The 17,726-nt window shown below is 72.1% G+C and carries 16 protein-coding genes and 2 pseudogenes; 10 read left to right on the top strand and 8 right to left on the bottom strand.

Annotated elements, in window-relative coordinates:
* Positions 1-37: 37 nt before the first annotated feature.
* The 4 genes from ACQ86J_RS22485 to ACQ86J_RS22470 form a co-directional block, all read right to left on the bottom strand.
* Positions 38-259, bottom strand: coding sequence for a hypothetical protein (locus tag ACQ86J_RS22485; RefSeq protein ID WP_431267287.1), 222 nt, complete (start codon positions 257-259; stop codon positions 38-40).
* A gap of 25 nt (positions 260-284) precedes the next feature.
* Positions 285-677 (bottom strand): hypothetical protein, encoded by a 393-nt coding sequence (locus ACQ86J_RS22480; RefSeq protein ID WP_431267286.1) that lies wholly within the window; start codon positions 675-677, stop codon positions 285-287.
* 210 nt (positions 678-887) lie between these two features.
* Positions 888-3,068 carry a glycosyl hydrolase family 28-related protein gene (locus ACQ86J_RS22475; protein WP_431267285.1) on the bottom strand — a complete coding sequence of 727 codons (2,181 nt, stop codon included), beginning with the start codon at positions 3,066-3,068 and terminating at the stop codon, positions 888-890.
* Between the two features lie 103 nt (positions 3,069-3,171).
* Complete coding sequence (locus ACQ86J_RS22470; RefSeq protein ID WP_431267284.1) at positions 3,172-3,825, bottom strand: hypothetical protein; 654 nt, start codon at positions 3,823-3,825, stop codon at positions 3,172-3,174.
* A gap of 366 nt (positions 3,826-4,191) precedes the next feature.
* Here ACQ86J_RS22470 and ACQ86J_RS22465 point away from each other — a divergent pair, with 366 nt between their 5' ends.
* From ACQ86J_RS22465 to ACQ86J_RS22435, 7 genes and pseudogenes are all read left to right on the top strand, one after another.
* Positions 4,192-5,283 carry a polyamine ABC transporter substrate-binding protein gene (locus ACQ86J_RS22465; protein ID WP_431267283.1) on the top strand — a complete coding sequence of 364 codons (1,092 nt, stop codon included), beginning with the start codon at positions 4,192-4,194 and terminating at the stop codon, positions 5,281-5,283.
* A 136-nt stretch (positions 5,284-5,419) separates the two neighbouring features.
* Complete coding sequence (locus ACQ86J_RS22460; protein WP_431267282.1) at positions 5,420-6,841, top strand: ABC transporter ATP-binding protein; 1,422 nt, start codon at positions 5,420-5,422, stop codon at positions 6,839-6,841.
* An 11-nt stretch (positions 6,842-6,852) separates the two neighbouring features.
* A complete protein-coding gene (locus tag ACQ86J_RS22455; RefSeq protein ID WP_431272496.1) occupies positions 6,853-8,151 on the top strand; it encodes an ABC transporter permease subunit in 1,299 nt (432 codons plus the stop codon).
* A gap of 57 nt (positions 8,152-8,208) precedes the next feature.
* A pseudogene (locus tag ACQ86J_RS22450) lies at positions 8,209-9,410 on the top strand (pyridoxal phosphate-dependent aminotransferase).
* Between the two features lie 4 nt (positions 9,411-9,414).
* Positions 9,415-10,617: a pyridoxal phosphate-dependent aminotransferase gene (locus ACQ86J_RS22445; protein ID WP_431267281.1), complete on the top strand. Its 1,203-nt coding sequence runs from the start codon at positions 9,415-9,417 to the stop codon at positions 10,615-10,617.
* Positions 10,614-11,594 (top strand): GNAT family N-acetyltransferase, encoded by a 981-nt coding sequence (locus ACQ86J_RS22440; protein WP_431267280.1) that lies wholly within the window; start codon positions 10,614-10,616, stop codon positions 11,592-11,594. Before ACQ86J_RS22445 ends, ACQ86J_RS22440 begins: the two co-directional genes overlap by 4 nt.
* 37 nt (positions 11,595-11,631) lie before the next feature.
* Positions 11,632-12,195, top strand: coding sequence for a DinB family protein (locus ACQ86J_RS22435; protein ID WP_431267279.1), 564 nt, complete (start codon positions 11,632-11,634; stop codon positions 12,193-12,195).
* A 25-nt stretch (positions 12,196-12,220) separates the two neighbouring features.
* Here the strand turns inward: ACQ86J_RS22435 and ACQ86J_RS22430 are convergent, their stop codons facing one another.
* Both ACQ86J_RS22430 and ACQ86J_RS22425 read right to left on the bottom strand, forming a co-directional pair.
* The gene (locus ACQ86J_RS22430; protein WP_431267278.1) at positions 12,221-13,477 is read right to left on the bottom strand and encodes an alpha/beta fold hydrolase; all 1,257 of its coding nucleotides are present in this window, start codon (positions 13,475-13,477) and stop codon (positions 12,221-12,223) included.
* 319 nt (positions 13,478-13,796) lie between these two features.
* A pseudogene (locus ACQ86J_RS22425) lies at positions 13,797-13,991 on the bottom strand (metallophosphoesterase); the annotation flags it as partial.
* 122 nt (positions 13,992-14,113) lie between these two features.
* Here ACQ86J_RS22425 and ACQ86J_RS22420 point away from each other — a divergent pair.
* Genes ACQ86J_RS22420 through ACQ86J_RS22410 form a run of 3 tightly spaced genes read left to right on the top strand, consistent with a single transcriptional unit; the run spans position 14,114 to position 16,215 of the window.
* A complete protein-coding gene (locus ACQ86J_RS22420; RefSeq protein ID WP_133287784.1) occupies positions 14,114-14,512 on the top strand; it encodes a carboxymuconolactone decarboxylase family protein in 399 nt (132 codons plus the stop codon).
* On the top strand, positions 14,512-15,414 hold the full coding sequence (locus ACQ86J_RS22415) for an NAD(P)-dependent oxidoreductase (protein ID WP_431267277.1): 903 nt from the start codon (positions 14,512-14,514) through the stop codon (positions 15,412-15,414). Before ACQ86J_RS22420 ends, ACQ86J_RS22415 begins: the two co-directional genes overlap by 1 nt.
* On the top strand, positions 15,415-16,215 hold the full coding sequence (locus ACQ86J_RS22410; RefSeq protein ID WP_431267276.1) for an N-acyl homoserine lactonase family protein: 801 nt from the start codon (positions 15,415-15,417) through the stop codon (positions 16,213-16,215). It abuts the gene before it with no gap.
* 113 nt (positions 16,216-16,328) lie between these two features.
* Here ACQ86J_RS22410 and ACQ86J_RS22405 read toward each other — a convergent pair whose 3' ends face one another.
* Entirely contained in the window at positions 16,329-16,631 is a 303-nt protein-coding gene (locus ACQ86J_RS22405) for a hypothetical protein (RefSeq protein WP_431267275.1), read from the bottom strand.
* Positions 16,632-16,669: 38 nt separating this feature from the next.
* Complete coding sequence (locus tag ACQ86J_RS22400) at positions 16,670-17,611, bottom strand: Bug family tripartite tricarboxylate transporter substrate binding protein (protein ID WP_431267274.1); 942 nt, start codon at positions 17,609-17,611, stop codon at positions 16,670-16,672.
* Between the last annotated feature and the right edge of the window lie 115 nt (positions 17,612-17,726).

Below are 17,726 nucleotides of genomic sequence, written 5' to 3'. Positions count from 1 at the left end.
GGCCGGGTGCGGGCGGCGGCGTAGAGCGCCGCGCTGGTCAGCGCATGCAGGTCGGGCAGGCCGAGCTGCTCGGCCGTCGCGCGCGGTAGGCGAGGCCGGGCAGCGGCGCCTTGCCAGCCTGGCGGGCGTCGCGGCTCGGCCAGCCATGCAGGCGGAATTCGGCGATGCCCGCGGCGTGGTCGATCTGGCAATGCGTCAGCCGCCAGTAGGCGGCGAGGAGACCTGTGTTGCGGATCTCGATCGGCTTCGACAGGGCCATGGAAAACCTCCGTGGTGGAAAGGGATCAGCCGACGACCTCGACCGAGAGGATGCGGACGACCCAGTTGATGGTCTTGTTCGCCTCGCCGGTGACGGTGACGGCGATGCCGCCATTCGTGGTGTCGGCGCCGACGCCCATCTTCCAGGCGGCATTGGGAGCGGTGTCCCCGCCGTTGTTGGGCAGGATCTGGGTCGGACTGCCGGGGGTGATGAAGGACGTCACCGTGGCGCTGGACCCGCGGCGGACCAGGATGTCGCGGGTCCAGCTCGCGCTGTCGCCGATGCTGCCGGCGGTACCCCCGACCTGCCGCGCCACCACCATCAGGCGGGCGGCATAGGTCGCGTTGTTCGGCAGGTTGGCGAGATTGCCGGTGCCCGGCGCCTGGCCGTCGGCGGGTGAGCACGGTGGCCGTCGCATCCGTGGTCTGCCGCCGCAGCACAGACTCGCCGGCCTGCGCATCGCCGTTGCTGGCGAAGCGCCCGGAAGCCCAGGCACCCCGGCCGTACTGGCCGCGGCTGTCCGCCTGGAAGCCGCCGGGCACCCAGCTGTACTGGCCGCCGGCGGTGTTGCTGTTGCCGCCGGCGACGGTCGCCGCGGTGGCCGAGGCGGTGTTGTTGCCGCCGCCGCCTATGGTTGCCTGCGCCCCCGCCGCGACCTGGCTGGCGAGGCTGCGGGTGCCCTGCCAGTCCGTCGCATTGGTGCCACGGGCATTGCCGCCGATGCTGGTGGCATCGGCCAGCTGCGCTGCGCCGGGCGCGACCAGGCCCAGGCGGTGGTGGCCAGGGCGGTGCTGCTGTCGGTCACGGCCGGGGTTGGCGCGGTCGGGCTGCCGGTGAAGGCCGGCGAGGCGAGCGGCGCCGCGCCGGCGACATCGGCGATGCCGAGGCTGACGGCGCCGGTCCGTCCGGCGACCGAGGCCACCGGGGCCGCCACCGCCGCCGCCGCGCCGAAGCCGCCGATATCCGCGCTGGTCAGCGTCACCGCCCCGGTCCGTCCGGCGACCGAGGCCACCGGGGCCGCCGCCGCCGCCGCCGCGCCGAAGCCGCCGATATCCGCCGTCGTGAGCACGACATCCCCGGTGCGTCCGGCGACGCTGCTGACCGCGCCGATCCCGCCGCCGGCCGAGGCGGTGGCGTAGCCCTGCGCCCGCACCCAGGCGGTGGTGGCCAGGGCGGTGGAGGTGTCGCCCGCGGCCGCCGTCACGCCGCGCACCAGACCGCTGCCCTTGCCGGCCAGCGTCAGGTCGACATTCGCATCGGCGCCCTGCGCCTGCACGGCCACTGCCGCGCCGGTGCCGCCGCCGGTCACCACCAGGCGGTTGGCGGCGGCCGGCGGCGTCGCGACTTCCAGCGCATGGCTGCCGGGCACGGCGCCGAGGGTCATCGCCCCGGCGCTGGCGCGCAGCAGCTCCGCCCCGCCGGCCGCGGCGGCCAGCGCGCCGGCCGTCGGCTGGAACAGGCCGGTATCGGTACTGCCGAGCGCGAGTCCCGGCCGCGCCGCCCGGCCGGCCGGGGCGCCGAGCGCGACGGTGCCGTTGGTACTGGTGTTGGCCAGCGCGCCGCCATTGCCGCCTTCCAGCAGCGGCGGGCTGCCGAGATAAAGCTGGTTGGCCGCCGCAGCGCCGCTATCGGCCAGCGCGATCGCCGTCGCGCCGTTGTTGCGGTAGTTGTAGCGCACGCAGCGCAGCGAGAAGACGTCCAGCCGGTTGCCGCTGCCGGCGATGCGGACGGCGTTGTCCTCGACCGCATCGATCCGCAGGTTGGCGGCCTGCACCCTGGTGTTGGAGGCATTGATTAGGATGCCGCTGCCGCCGGCGAGCGGCGGGCCGCCGGCGTTGAAGATCTCGCCCTGGTGGGTCAGGTTGGCGATCTGCCCGTCGGTGTTGTTCGCCTCGATCCAGACGCCGTACTGGCAGAAATCGGCATAGGCCTGGCCGATGTAGAATTTTGCTGGTGATGCCGCTGGCGGAGGAGGCGAAGCGGAACATGCTGCGGTAGCCGAGCGCGAAGGCCTGGTCGATGAAGACGCCGTCGCAGCGGCGGAAGACCATGGCGTCGGCATTGGCCTGCTGCCAGCGGATGATGTTGTTGTCGCTGCTCCAGAAGGGCCAGAAATGGGCGCTGTGGATGCGCGGGATGTCGTAGCACTGGTCGATCTCGACGCCGGTGCGCAGCAGCTGGCCGCGCAGCCGGCGGATGTCGAGCCGGCCGGAATTCCGCGCATAGATGCCGCGGGCGACGTTGCTGAAGAAGACGTTGTCGAAATCGACCCCGCCGAAGCAGTCCTCCACCCGAAAGACGAAGTCGTAGTCGGTCGGCACCCAGGCGGCGTTCTGCGTCGCGGTGTGGGACTGCGCCACGGCGATGTCGCGCACCGCGGCGCCGCGGGCGAAGGCGCCGGTGAAGGTGAAGGGGTGAAGCCGGTGGTGTCGATCTTCAGCCAGGTGCCCTGGGCGGGCGAAGGGCCTTCGGTGAAGCCGGCGCCCTGCAGCCGGATGGTGGCGTCCGACAGCACGATGGCGGAGGCGATGCGGTAGACCCGCGGGCCGAAGCTCAGCGTGCCGCCGCCCTTGGTCTTCAGGTCGTTGATCGCCGCCTGGATGAAGGGCGCGTCGTCGGTGACGCCGTCGCCGACCGCGCCGTAGTCGCGCACATGCGCGCCGCGGTCGGCTAGCACGGCGCTGCGCAGCTGCGCGACGGTGGCGCGGCGCGTCTCGCGGGTGGCGCCGCTGGTCTGCACCAGCGGCGCGAGGTCCGCATCCGCGGGGCTGGCTGCGGCGGGAAGCTCGCTGATCCTGACGTCGGGCATCGGTCTCCGGTCCGGCTGGGCGCGCAGCGGCGCCCGGCGGCACCCCGCGGGGGCCGGCGCGCTGCGAGGCTGAGTGGTTGGGAATGCGGTCGGGCGGGCGCGGTCAGCGCTTCAGCGGGTCGCCCGCTTCGGTCGCCAGGCCGTCGCCGGCCTCGATCAGCAGGTGAGCGAGGTCGGGCGCCACGCTGAAGCTGCGGGAGGTCTCGACGATGGCCGGGTCGGCCGCGTCCTCGACCCGGATGCGGTAGCCGCTGCCGACCGGCGGGGCGGGGAAGCTGGTGGCGGCGACGCCGCCCTGCACCGCCACCGCCTGGACCGGCGGGATGACCACGCCATTGGCATCGCGCAGGCTGAAGACCACCTGGGCAATCGGCCCGGTGACGCTGGCGGAGACGGGGATGCTGCCGCCGGCCAGGATGCCGGCGGCGATCGGCGCCAGCAGGATGGTCCGCACCACGGCCGAGGCCGCCTGACTGAAGCTGAAGCCCTGGCCGGCGGCGCGGATCAGGCTGATGGGGCCGACCGGGCCGTCCAGCGTCACGCCGGTGCCGAGCACGGCATTGCTGCGGAAGGGCACCAGCGCCATGGCGTCCACCGTCTGCAGCACCATCAGGTCGCCGGGCTTCAGGCCGGCGGCGACAGGCGCGAAATAGCCGGCGGCGCTGACCACGGCACGGGTATCCGCGGTGCGGTAGTGCCAGAGATTGAAGGCGCTGGTCTGGAGCAAGGCATTGAGGTTGGCCGGGCTGAAGGGCACGGGGTTCTCTCCGTCTCGGCAGCGGCCGGTCGCGCCGGCGCACCGCGCGGCGCGGAGGCGCGGCACGGGGGACCGGGTACGGCGGGCTCGGATGGTGCGGGGGGAGCTTCGGGCACGGGTCTGCCGTCGGCCGGGTGGGGATAGCCCGGTTCAGGTCGCATTGTCAAGGAAAATGATCCTAGTTTGGCCGAATGTGGGACAACGATCCTCAGCCTATGGCGCCCGCCCGCCTCCGGGCACGTGCCGCACCGCCGCTGCCGCGGCCACCCTGGCCCGTTCAGGGGCAGAGGATCCACGCCGCCGGGCGGTTCCGCCCCGCAGTGATCTGCTTTAGCCTCGGGCCGACCCAACCGGAGCGGGATGGCGATGCGCCGACGCTTTTTCCTGGCCGCCCTGCTGGCCGTCCTGCTTGCCATGCCGGTCGCGGCGCAGCCGGTGCTCAACGTCTACAACTGGGCCGACTACATCGACCCCGGCGTGATCCAGCGCTTCCAGCAGCAGACCGGCATCAAGCTTCGCTACGACGTCTACGACAGCCTGGAGACGCTGGAAGGCAAGCTTTCGGCCGGGCGATCGGGCTACGACATCATCGTGCCGACCAGCGAGCCGACCTTCGCCCGCCTGGTCCGCGCCGGGGCGCTGCGGCCGCTCGACAAGGACAGGCTCCCGAACCTGAAGAACCTCGACCCCGGGCTGATGCAGCGCGTCGCCACCGTCGATCCCGGCAACCGCTACGGCGCGATCTACCTCTGGGGAACGGTTGGGCTCGGCATCCGCCTGGACAAGGTCCGCGCGCTCTGGCCGGAAGCGCCGCTGGACGGGCTGGACCTGCTGCTGAAGCCGGAGAATGCCGCGCGGCTGGCGAAATGCGGGCTGGCGGTGATGGACAGCGCGACCGACGTGCTGCCGTCTGTCCTCAAATGGCTCGGCAAGGACCCGGACACCACGGAGGCCGCCGACCTGAAGGCGGCGGAGCAGGCACTGCTGGCGGTGCGGCCGCATCTCCGCGCCATCCCCGGCTCGGGCGCGCTGCTCGACATGCTGGCGACCGGGGAGGTCTGCGTCGCGCTGACCTATAGCGGCGACGTCATCCAGGCGGCGGCCCGGGCGCGGGAGGCGGGGAAGGGCGTCGAGATCGGCTATGCCGCGCCGCGGACGGGCGCGCATCTCTGGTTCGACCTGCTGGCGATCCCGGCCGATGCGCCGAACCCGGAGGCGGCCCAGGCCTTCATCGACTTCCTGCTGCAGCCGGAGGTGATGGCGGCGATCACCAGCCAGGTGCGCTACCCCAATGCGGTGCCGGCCAGCCGGCCGCTGGTTGCGCAGGCGGTGCGGGACGACCCGAATGTCTACCCGGCCGAGGCGGCGCTGGCCCGCGCCTTCGTCCCCGGCACGCTCAACCAGGCCGGGGAGCGGGCGCGCACCCGGCTCTGGAGCCGCTTCCGGGCAGGGCGCTGACGGATTGGCGGCGCCGATTCAGAGCTCCGGGCCCGGCGGCCCTCCGGTCATCGGGGCCGCTGGCAGTCTGGCGGCGCCGATTCAGACCTCCGGGTCCGGCGGCCCTCCGGTCATCGGGGCCGCGCCGCTGCTGCGCGTGGAAGGGGTGACGAAGCGCTTCGGCGCGACCCTCGCGCTCGATGCGCTGAGCCTCGAGGTGGCGCCGGGGGAGTTCGTCGCGCTGCTCGGCGGCAGCGGGTCCGGCAAGTCGACGCTGTTGCGGATCGTCGCGGGGTTCGAGGCGGCCGAGGCCGGCCGCGTGCTGCTGCAGGGCCGCGACATCGGCGCGCTGCCGCCGCATGCCAGGCCGGTCAGCATGGTGTTCCAGAGCTACGCGCTGTTCCCGCATCTGAGCGTCTTCGACAACGTCGCCTATGGATTGCGGCGCGACGGCGTGGCGAAGCCCGAGATCGCCAGGCGGGTCGCCGAAGCCCTGGCGCTTGTGGGGCTCGAGGGCTTCGAGGCGCGGAAGCCGGCGCAGCTTTCGGGCGGCCAGCGGCAGCGGGTGGCGCTGGTGCGCAGCCTGGTGAAGCGCCCGCCGCTGCTGCTGCTGGATGAGCCGCTGGGGGCGCTGGATGCCTCGCTGCGGGAACGCACGGGGCTCAAGCTGCGGGCGCTGCAGCGGGCCACCGGCGCCGGGTTCGTCATGGTGACGCATGACCAGGCGGAGGCGCTGGCGCTGGCCGACCGGGTGGCGGTGCTGCAGGCCGGGCGGCTCACGCAATACGGCCCGCCTCAGGTCCTCTACGACCGGCCGGCGACGCGGCATGTCGCGGAATTCCTTGGTGCTGCGAATATCCTGGAGGGCCGGGTACGGTCGGACGGGGCGGTGGAATGCAGCGCCGGCTGCCTGCTGCGGCCGACCCGTGCCGCGCCGGCCTATGCCCTGCGGCCGGAGCGCATCCGGCTGGCGCCGCAGGCCCCGCCGGAGAACGGAGTCACGGCGCGGCTGCGCGACCTTGCCTATCGCGGGGACGGGTGGATGGCGGTGGTGGCGTTGCCGGGCGGGGCAGAGTGGCGCGTGGCGCTGCCGGCGGATGTTGCGCCGCCGGCGCCGGGGCGGCGCTCGCCCTGGCCTGGGCGGCCGAGAGCCTGGCGCCGCTGGACGGGTGATGCGCCGCCTCCTGCTCCTGCTGCCGCCCTTCGCCTGGCTGCTGGCGCTGGTGGCGGCGCCGGTGGCGATCCTGGCCGGCATCGCCTTGAGCCAGGGCGCGCCGGGGGTGCCGCCCTTCCTGCCGCCTTTCTCCCTGGCCGAGGGCTGGCAAGGGAGCTTCGAGAACATCCTGACCCTGGTGCAGGACGGCTACTACGCCGGGTCCTTCCTGCGCTCGCTGGTGGTGGCCGGCGTCTCCGCCGCCGCTCTGCCTCGGCCTCGCCTATCCCATGGCGCTCGGGATCGCGGCGGCGCGGGAGGGCTGGCGGGTGCCGCTGCTGGCGCTGGTGCTGCTGCCCTTCTGGACCGGCTTCCTGCCGCGGCTCGGCGCCTGGATCGGGCTGCTGCGGGATGGCGGCTGGGTGAACGGGGTGCTGATGCGGCTGGGGTTGACGGAGGCGCCGCTGCCGCTGCTCTACACCGATGCGGCGATGTATCTCGGCATGGTGCATGCGTACCTGCCCTTTGCGGTGCTGCCGCTGACCGCGACGCTGCTGCGGCGCGACCTGAGCGTGGAGGAGGCGGCGGCGGATCTGGGTGCCAGCCCCTGGGTGGTGTTCCGCACGGTGACCTTGCCGCTGTCGGCGCCCGGGGCGGCGGCGGCGTTCCTGCTGGTCTTCATCCCGGCGGCGGGGGAGTTCGTGATCCCGGGATTGCTCGGCCCGCCGGATGCCCTGCTGGTCGGCCGGGTCCTCTGGGCCGAGTTCTTCCAGAACCGCGACTGGCCCTTGGCCGCCGCGCTTGCCGTGGCCTTGCTGGCCCTGCTGATCCTCCCCATCCGCCTGTTCCAACGCCTTGAGGAAGGGGGTCTCGAAGGGGGCTTCGCCCCCTTCGCGGGATCCGGGGCAGCGCCCCGGGATATCGGCGTGAGACGGCTGGGGTTGATTGGTGGCCTGGCCTTCCTCTGGCTGCCCATCCTGCTCCTGGTCGGCTACGCCTTCAGCGCCGACCGCATCCCCTTCCAGTGGGGCGGGTTTTCCCTGCGCTGGTTCCGCGCCCTGGCGGCGAACGAGCGGATGCTGGAAGCGGCCTGGCTGTCGCTGCGGATCGCCGCCGGCGCCGCAACGCTGGCGGTGCTGCTGGGCGGGATGACGGGCTGGGTGCTGGCGCGGCATGGCCGGTTCCACGGGAAGGCGCTGTTCGGCGCGCTGGCCGGGGCGCCGCTGGTGCTGCCGGAGGTCGTGACCGGCCTGTCCCTGCTGCTGCTGTTCGTGGTGCTGCAGGGGGCGGCGGAGGCGGCGTTCGGCTGGCAGCTCGGGCGGGGGGCCGCCACGGTGCTGCTGGCGCATGCGACCCTTGGGCTGGCCTATGTGGCTGTCGTGGTGCAGGCGCGGCTGACGGGGTTGGACCCGGCGCTGGAGGAAGCCGCGGCCGACCTGGGTGCCGGGCCCTTCACGGTGTTCCGGACGGTGACCCTGCCGCTGATCGCCCCGGCGCTGGTGGCGGGTTGGCTGCTGGCCTTCACCCTGTCGTTGGATGACGTCGTGGTGGCCAGCTTCGTCTCCGGCCCGGCCGGGACCACGCTGCCGATGCTGGTCTTCTCCCAGTTGCGGGTCGGGCTGACGCCGGAGATCAACGCACTGGCGGCGGTGATCCTCGCCGTGGCGGGGCTGCTGCTGGGTCTGGCGGCCGCCATTCTCGGGCGGAATGGCCGGGGTGGCGCTCGCGCGGGTTGAAGCGGCGGGGGGCGGCCTGTAGGTTCCGGCCCCTCGCCAGACCGCAGGCCCCAGACCATGAAGCTCATCGCCGACCGGCTCGACCGGATCTCCCCGTCCCTGACCATCGCCATGACCAGCAAGGCGCGGGCGCTGAAGGCGGCGGGCAAGGACGTCATCGGCCTGGCCGCCGGCGAGCCGGACTTCGACACCCCGCAGAATGTCAAGGACGCGGCGATCGCCGCCATCCAGCGCGGCGAGACGCGCTACACCGATGTCGCCGGCACCCCGGCGCTGCGCCAGGCGGTGGCCGCCCGCTTCAAGGCCGACCACGGGATTGACTACAAGCCGGAGGAGATCCTGGTCGCCACCGGCGGCAAGCAGGTGATCTTCGACGCCTTCCTTGCCACCATCCAGGCGGGCGACGAGGTGATCATCCCCTCCCCTGCTGGGTCTCCTACCCCGACATCGTCGAGCTGGCCGAGGGCAAGCCGGTGATCGTCCGCGGCGACGAGAACATGGGCTTCAAGCTGCGCGCCGAGCAGCTGGAAGCGGCGATCACGCCGAAGACCAAGTGGTTCCTGCTGAACAACCCGTCCAACCCGACCGGCGCGGCCTATTCGGCCGAGGAGCTGAAGGCGCTGACGGACGTGCTGATGCGGCACCCGGATGTCTGGGTCTTCACCGACGACATCTACAACAAGCTGGCCTATGACGGCTTCCGCCCGGCGACGGTGCTGGAGGTCGAGCCGCGCCTGCGCGACCGCACCGTGACGATGAACGGCTGCTCCAAGGCCTATGCGATGACCGGCTGGCGGATCGGCTATGCTGGCGCCCCGGCGCACCTCATCAAGCAGATGGACAAGCTGCAGAGCCAGTCCACCAGCAACACCAGCAGCATCAGCCAGGCCGCGGCGGTCGAGGCGCTGACCGGGCCGCAGGACAGCATCGAGACCATGAAGGTGGCCTACAAGCGCCGCCGCGACATGGTGGTGGAGATGCTGAACGCCGCGCCGGGCATCCGCTGCCACAAGCCGGAGGGCGCCTTCTACGTCTTCCCGTCCATGCAGGGCTGCATCGGCAAGACCACGCAGGCGGGCAAGAAGATCGAGACCGACGAGGATTTCTGCATCGCCCTGCTGGAGGAGGAAGGGGTCGCCTGCGTGCACGGCGCCGCCTTCATGTATCCCGGCTACTTCCGCATCAGCTACGCCACGTCGGACGAGCAGCTGGTGGATGCCTGCACGCGCATCCAGCGCTTCTGCGCCGGGCTGAAGTAACCCCATGCCCGAGCTCGCCCAGCGCCTGTCGAACGTCAAGGTCTCGCCCTCCGCCGCCATGACGGCGAAGGCGCGGGAGATGCGGGCGAAGGGCATCAACGTCATCAGCCTGGCGAATGGCGAGCCCGACTTCGCCTCGCCCCGCCATGCGATCGAGGCCGCCTACCAGGCGGCCCTTTCGGGCGACACCAAGTACCCGCCGCAGGGCGGCACGCCGGCGCTGAAGGCGGCCATCGCGCGGAAGTTCAAGCGCGACAACAACCTGGACTACACCGCGGACGAGATCATCGTCGGCAACGGCGGCAAGCAGGTGATCTTCAACGCCTTCATGGCGACGATCGATCCGGGCGACGAGGTGGTCATCCCCTCCCCCTTCTGGGTCAGCTACGCCGACATGGCGAAGGTCGCGGGCGGCGTGCCGGTCACCGTCTCCTGCCCGCAGAACAACGGCTTCAAGCCACGGCCCGAGGATATCGAGGCGGCGATCACCCCGAAGACGAAGTGGGTGATGCTGAACTTCCCGGGCAACCCAACGGGCGCGGTGCCGACGCGGGCGGAGCTGGCGGCGATCGGCGAGGTGCTGCTGCGCCACCCGTATGTCTGGGTGCTGTCGGACGACATGTACGAGCACCTGCTCTATGACGGCCACAGGTTCAGCACGATTGCCGAGGTCACGCCGGGGCTGAAGGACCGCACGTTGACGGTCAACGGGTGTTCCAAGACCTATGCCATGACCGGCTGGCGGATCGGCTTCGGCGGCGGTCCCGCGTCGCTGATCCGTGGCATGTTCAACATGCAGGGCCAGGCGACGGCGGGCGTCTCCACCATCAGCCAGGCGGCCGCCACGGCGGCGCTGGACGGGCCGCAGGAGCTGGTCGAGACCCAGCGCGCGGCCTACGAGCAGCGCCGCGACATGGTGGTCGAGATGCTGAACGCCTGCCCGGGGCTCACCTGCCACAAGCCGGAAGGCGCCTTCTACGTCTTCCCGAACTTGGCGGGCTGCCTCGGCAAGACCAGCAAGGGCGGGCGGAAGATCGAGACCGACACCGACTTCGTCGCGGCGCTGCTCGAGGAGAAGCAGGTCGCCTGCGTGCAGGGCGCGGCCTATGGCATGTCGCCGCACATGCGCATCTCCTACGCGACCGACACGGCCAGCCTGACCGAGGCCTGCGGGCGCATCCAGGAGTTCTGCCGGGAGCTGTCTTGATCCGGGAGGGTCGGGATTCCGACGCCGAGGGCTTCATCGCCCTGATCGGCGCCTGCTGGGCAGAGTATCCCGGCTGCGTCATGGACGTGGATGGCGAGGTTCCCGAGTTGCGGGCGCTCGCCACCCATTTCGCCGGCCAGGGCGGCATGCTCTGGGCGGCGGAGCGCGACGGGCAGGTCGCCGGCGTGGTCGGGACGAAGCCGCTCGGCGGCGGCGCCTGGGAGATCTGCCGCATGTACCTGGCAGCCGGGGAACGCGGCACCGGCCTCGGCCAGCGCCTGCTGGACAGGGCCGAGACGCATGCGAAGGCGGCGGGCGCCGAGCGCCTGATCCTCTGGTCCGATACCCGCTTCGACCGCGCCCACCGCTTCTACGAGAAGCAGTCCTATGTCCGGCAGGGCGCCATCCGCGCGCTCGGCGACCTCTCGAACTCGCTCGAGTACCGCTATGCCAAGCCGGCGCGCGGGCTGGCGGTGGAGGCGCTGGACGCCGCCGCGGCCGCTAGCGCCGAGCGGCGGCTGGCGGAGATCCTCGTCGCCTGCGTCGATGCCGGCGCCAGCGTATCCTTCCTGCCACCGCTGGCGATGGACAGGGCGCGCGGCTTCTGGCGCAAGGTGGCGAAGGACGTGGCGACCGGCGGGCGGGTGCTGCTGGCCGCCTGGCTGGACGGCGCGCTGGTCGGGACTGCGCAGCTCGTGCTGGACATGCCGGAGAACCAGCCGCACCGCGCCGATGTGGCCAAGGTGCTGGTCCATCCGGATGCCCGTCGCGCCGGGATCGGCCGCGCGCTGATGCTGCGGATCGAAGCCGAGGCGCGGGCGCAAGGTCGCCGCCTGCTGGTGCTGGATACCGCGGGCGATGCGGGGGAGACGCTCTACCGCGCGACCGGGTGGCAGGAGGCCGGGACGATCCCCGGCTTCGCGCTGGACGGCCACGGGGGTGAGCTTGCTACCATCTTCTTCTGGAAGCGGGTCTGACGCCGTCCGATCGCCGGCGCGCCGGAGGTGCGGCGGCGTGAATCGGCCGGCCCTCATCGACCGGGAGGTGCCGATGATCTCCCCCGACTGGTGCCGCATGATGGCGGCCTACAATGCCGAGATGAACCGCCGGCTCTATGCCGCGGCGGCCGAACTGCCGGACGCGGCGCGCCGGCAGGACCGCGGCGCCTGGTTCGGCTCGATCCATGGCACGCTCTGCCACCTGCTCTGGGGCGACCGGCAATGGATGTCGCGCTTCGCCGGCTGGGACAAGCCGCCGCCCGGCCAGGGCACCAGGCCGCCGCTCGTCGAGGATTTCGACGGGCTGCGCGCAGCGCGCGCGGACGACGACGCGCGGATCGAGGCCTGGACGGCCGGGCTGACGGCGGACTGGCTGGCCGGCGACCTCACCTGGTTCAGCGGCGGCTCGCAGAAGGAGATGGCGCAGAGGCGCTGGGTGCTGCTGACGCATTTCTTCAACCACCAGACCCATCACCGCGGCCAGGCGCATGCGCTGATCACCCAGGCCGGGGTGCGGCCGGCCGATACCGACCTGCCCTGGATCATCGACCTCAAGGCGCTCGGCATCGGGCCGGACTGAGGCGGCCCCGCCCGACCCGCGCGACTCAGAGGAAGCGGTCGAGCGCCGCCAGCACCTCCTCCGGCGCCTCCTCAGCCAGGTAGTGGCCGCTGTTCACCGGGCCGCCCGTGAGCTCCCCGCTGGCGTATTCGCGCCAGACCGCCATGGCGTCGTACCAGCGCGGGATGGCTCCCTTGCTGCCCCAGAGCGCCAGCAGCGGGCAGGCGATGCGCTCGCCGGCGGCGCGGCTGGCGCGGTCATGCTCCAGGTCGATCGCGGTGGCGGCGCGGTAGTCCTCGCAGATCGCGGACACGGTGCCGGCTCGGCGCAGCGCCGCCAGGTAGTCGGCCCGCGCCTCCGGGTGGAAGAAGCCCTTGTCCTTCGGCTCGCGCGCGGTGTGCAGGTCGAACCAGTCCTCCGTGTCGCGCAGGATCATCCGCTCCGGCCGGTCGTGCGGCTGGGCCAGGAAGAACCAGTGATAGTAGCCCATGGCGAACTCCATGGTCGTTCGCTCGAAATGCGCGAGCGTCGGGATGATGTCCATGGTGCAGAGCTTCCCGACCGCCGCGGGGTGGTCCAGCGTCAGCCGGTGCGCCACGCGCGCGCCGCGGTCGTGCGACACCACGCGGAAGCGCTCATGCCCCAGGTCCCGCATCAGGGCGACGAGGTCCTTCGCCATCTCCCGCTTGGCATAATGGCGGCTGTCCGGCGTGACCGGCGGCTTGGCCGAGAACCCGTAGCCGCGGATGTCGGGCGCGATGACGGTGAAGCGTTGCGCCAGCATCGGTGCCACCTTGTGCCACATGGCATGGGTCTGCGGGTTGCCGTGCAGCAGCAGCAGCGGCGGGCCGTGGCCAGCGCGGCGCAGGCGGATCTGCTGGCCGTTCGCGGTGCGGGTCTCGAGCGTGAAGCCTTCGAAGAACATGGGCGTCTCTCCTCGCCCGCATCCTGCTACGGCGCGCCAGCGACCGCCACCGCCGGCGTCGCCGTCGTTGCCTGCGGCGGCACCGCGGCCCAGCGCGTGCCGTCCCAGGCACGGGCGAAGACCTCCACCGCGCCGCCCGGCGCAATGCGGATCTCGTTGAAGGCGTTCGGCTCCCCGCAGGCGGCGGGAGGTGGTGGTGGAAGAGAGCACCACCGTCAGCGGCCCTTCCGCCGCGGTGGTGGCGGCGGCGGTGCCGCGCGCCCGCGCCCCCACCTCCCGCGCCGGCTCGGCCACGTCGCCGACATGCAGATGGCCGGACAGCACCAGCCGCACTCCCTGCCGGGCGAAGGCGGCCAGCGCCCGGGCGGCGCCGCCCACCGGACGCGCCTCCGGGTCGGCATGCGGCGGCAGGAAAGGGTGGTGGGCGACGACGATCCGCGTGAGGCCGGGCGGCAGCGCCGCCAGCCGCGCCTCGCAGCGGGCCAGCCGGTCGCTGCTGACGCGGCCACGCGACCAGTCGGCATACCAGCCCGCCGCGCCGCGCGGTGTTCAGCCCGACCACCCCGACGCGGGTATCCTGGAAGACCGGCTCGGTCTCCGGCGCGACATGCCGGCGCCAGCGGGCATAGGGGTCGAGGTAGCGCTCGGCCAGCCAGTACGCCACCAGGTCGTGGTTGCCCGGCACCGCCAGCACCGGCGAGCGCAGCCCGTCGATGAAGGCCCGGGCCGCGAGAAATTCCCGGGTGCGGCCGCGCATGGTCAGGTCGCCGCTGATGGCGACCAGGTCGGGCGGGTCGCGCGCCAGCTCCTCGGCCAGGGCGGCGACGACCTCCGGCAGCTCGGCGCCGAAGTGCAGGTCGGACAGGTGGGCGATGCGGTAGGCGGGCGGCACGGGCGCGGTCTCCGGGGATACTGCCTCAACAGCCCTGCGCCGGGCCGGTTCGCGGCGCGGGGCCGGTTGACCGCGCGCCCGGCCCGCGCGAGCCTCCTCCGCCCTGACCGAGGAGGAACACCATGTCCGAAGATAGTGCCCTGTTCGACAAGGGCCTGCCGATCCGCCGCGAGGTGCTGGGCGCCGAATACGTCGATGCCTCGATGGCCAAGGCCGACGACTTCATGATGGCCTTCCAGCGCGCCACCACCACCATCGCCTGGGGCTGGGCCTGGGGCGACCCGACGCTCGACCGCAAGACCCGCAGCCTGCTGAACCTGGCGATGCTGACCGCGCTGAACCGCGCGCCGGAGATCAAGCTGCACGTTAAGGGCGCGCTGACCAACGGCGTGACGGTCGAGGAGATCAAGGCGACCCTGCTGCACGCCACGGCCTATTGCGGCATCCCGGCCGGGCTCGACGCCTTCAAGGCGGCGCATGAGGTGCTGGTCAAGGAAGGCGCCCTGCCGGGGACGAAGTGATGTCCGCTCCGATCAAGTCCGTCGCCTTCATCGGCATCGGCAACATGGGCTGGCCGATGGCGGCCAACCTGGTGAAGGCCGGCTTCGAGGTCACGGTCTGCGACGCGCGCCCCGGCCATGCCGCCAAGTTCGTGACCGAGGTCGGCGGCAACGCCGCGGCCGGCCCGGCCGAGGCGGCCAAGGGCGCCGACTGCGTCGTCACCATCGTCCCCACCAGCAAGCAGGTGGCCGATGTCGCGGCGCTGATCGCGCCCGTCCTGTCCAAGGGCGCCCTGGTCATCGACATGACCAGCGGCCAGCCCGGCAAGACGCGGGAGATCGCGGCCGACCTCGCGGCGCGGGGCGTCGCCATGATCGACGCGCCGGTCTCGGGCGGCGTGCCGCGGGCGAAGACCGGCGACCTCGCCATCATGGTGGGCGGGGAGGATGCGGATCTCGACCGCGCCGACCCGGTGCTGAAGGCCATGGGCACCAGTATCCACCGCTGCGGCGGCATCGGCGCCGGCCAGGCGATGAAGGCGCTGAACAATCTTGTGTCCGCCGGCGGCTTCCTGATGGGGATCGAGGCGCTGCTGATCGGCCAGCGCTTCGGCCTGGATGCGGCGAAGATGGTGGACGTGCTGAACGCGTCCTCCGGCATGACCAATTCCAGCCAGAAGAAGTTCAAGCAATACGTCCTGTCCCGCCGCTTCGACGACGGCTTCGGGCTGAAGCTGATGGTCAAGGACCTCGGCATCGCGCTGGAAGTGGGGCGGGAGACGAACACGCCGACGCCCTTCTCGGCACTGTGCCGGGAATCGTGGGCGGCCTCGCTCGCCGCGCTCGGCCCGGGGCACAACCACACGGCATCCGCCCAGCTGTCGGAGAAGATGGCGGGCGAGATCCTCGGGGGGAACAAGTAGATGTCCAATACCTGGGAGGCCTACGCGATCCGCTACGGCCGGCATGACCGGCCGGCGCAGTCCAACTTCCTGCTGCCGGTGCAGGACCCGCACGACGCCATGCCGCTCGACTACTTCGTCTGGCTGCTGCGGAACGAGGATGGCCACGAGATCGTCGTCGACACCGGCTTCGATGCCGCCTGCGCCGAGAAGCGCGGCCGGACGCTGAACCGCAGCGTCGGCGACAGCCTGCGCGCCATGGATTGCGACCCGGCCAGGGTGCGGGACGTGATCGTCACCCACCTGCATTACGACCATGCCGGCAGCATCGAGATCTTCTCGAATGCGAAGATCCACATCCAGGACCGGGAGATGGCCTTCGCCACGGGGCGGCACATGTGCACCGCCTGCATCCGCGTGCCCTTCGAGGCCGACCACGTCGTCTCGATGGTCCGCGCCCTGTTCGCGGACAAGGTGCAGTTCCACGATGGCGAGGGCCAGGTGGCGCCCGGCGTCACCGTGCACCGCGTCGGCGGGCATTCGGACGGGCTGCAGGTGGTGCGGGTGGAGACGGCGCGCGGCCCGGTGGTCATCGCCTCCGACGCCATGCATTTCTACGCCAATGGCGACACCGGCAACCCCTTCCCGATCATCTTCGACCTGGGCGCCATGACGCAGGGCTGGCGGATCGCCAAGAAGCTGGCCGGCGGCGACGAGACGCGGGTGATCCCCGGCCATGACCCCGCGGTGCGCGACCGGTTCCAGCAGGTGCCGGGGCAGAACGGCGACGTCGTGGCGCTGCACCTGCCGCCCGTCGGCTGACTGGAGAAGGCCGGGGAGAAGGTATTCTCCCCGGACCCCTCATCTATTTCTGTGAGTCTGGCACTCGCCGCGCGGTGACTACTGAGTTGCCTACCAGGACAGCGCCACCGTCGTCAGCAGGAACCCCAGCAGGGCCAGCCCCATCGACAACCCCGGCCAGTAGGGCCGCGCCCCTGCTGCACCAGCAGCCAATCGGCGCCGAGCGAGAGCACGATCCCCGCTGCCGGCTGGGTCCAGTGCATCTTCCAGAAGCCCCAGGCCAGCAGCACCAGCCAGAAGCCGAAGGCGGCCCGGCCGAGGATGTGGAAGACGTTGTCGGCCACCGCCGCCTCCGGCCGTAGGCCGGGGGTGGAACAGCGCGCCTCGATGACGCCGGCGATCGACAGCGCGATCAGCGCCAGGATGTAAGGCTGCATCCGCGGGTTCTACTCGGCGCGGATATTGGCCGCCAGGATCACCTCCCGCGCCCGGCCGGCCTCCTCGCGGATCGTCGCCGCCGTCTCGGCCGACGTGCCGCCGATCGGCTCCAGCCCCAGGCTTCGGCCAGGCGGCGGCGGAAGGCGTCATCGGCCAGGATGCGGTTGGTCTCCCGGTTCAGCCGCGCCACCACGCCCTCCGGCAGCCCGGCCGGGCCGGCCAGGTAGTTGAAGGCGAAGGAATCGAAGCCGGGGATGGTCTCGGCGATGGTCGGCAGGTCCGGCATCAAGCTCGACTTCCGCGCGCTGGCCACCGCCACCGCCCGCACCGCGCCGCTCGCCCGGTGCTCGGTGAAGAGCAGCAGCGTGTCGATCAGGAAGGAGATGCGGCCGGCGATCAGCTCGGCGATCGAGGGCCCGCTGCCGCGGAAGGGGATATGCGTCACGTCGATCCCGGCCTTCAGCTTCAGCATCTCCCCCGCGAGGTGGGAGGAAGCGCCGATGCCCGAGCTGCCGAAGGTCAGCTCCCCCGGCCTGGCCTTGGCCAGGGCGATGAGGTCGGCCACCGTCCGCACCGGCAGGGCGGGATTCACCACCAGCAGGTTCGGCGCCCGCACCAGGCTGACGACGGGCGTGAAGTCGTGCTCGGCATCGTAGGGCAGGCTGCGCATGAGGTACGGGTTGACGATCTGCGGCCCCGGCGTGCCGTAGAGGAAGGTGGTGCCGTCCGGCCGCGCCTTGGCCACCGCATCGGCGCCGATGGTGGCCCCCGCCCCCGGCCGGTTCTCGACGATCACCGGCTGCCCGAGCGCCGGCGCCAGCCGCTCCGCCAGCAACCGGGCCAGGAGGTCGGAGGCGCCGCCCGGCGCAAAGGGCACGACGATCCGGATCGGCCGGGTGGGCCAATCCTCGGCCCGCGCCGCGCCCGCCGCCAGCAGCCCGGCCGCGCCCCACAGGGCGCCGCGTCTTCCGAGGCTCATCCGCGTTCCTTCCCCAAGCTCGTTGCGGCCGAGCCTTCCGAAGGTGGAAGTGCCTGTCAATCGCACCGGGCCGGGGTCGCCCCCTGGACAAAGCTGGCCTAGGCTCGACATCAAG

The sequence above is a fragment of the Dankookia sp. P2 genome, assembly GCF_050632255.1.
GTDB lineage: Bacteria > Pseudomonadota > Alphaproteobacteria > Acetobacterales > Acetobacteraceae > Paracraurococcus.
The sequence above is the reverse complement of the archived record's forward strand: the minus strand, read 5'-3'. Positions and strand labels throughout refer to the sequence as shown.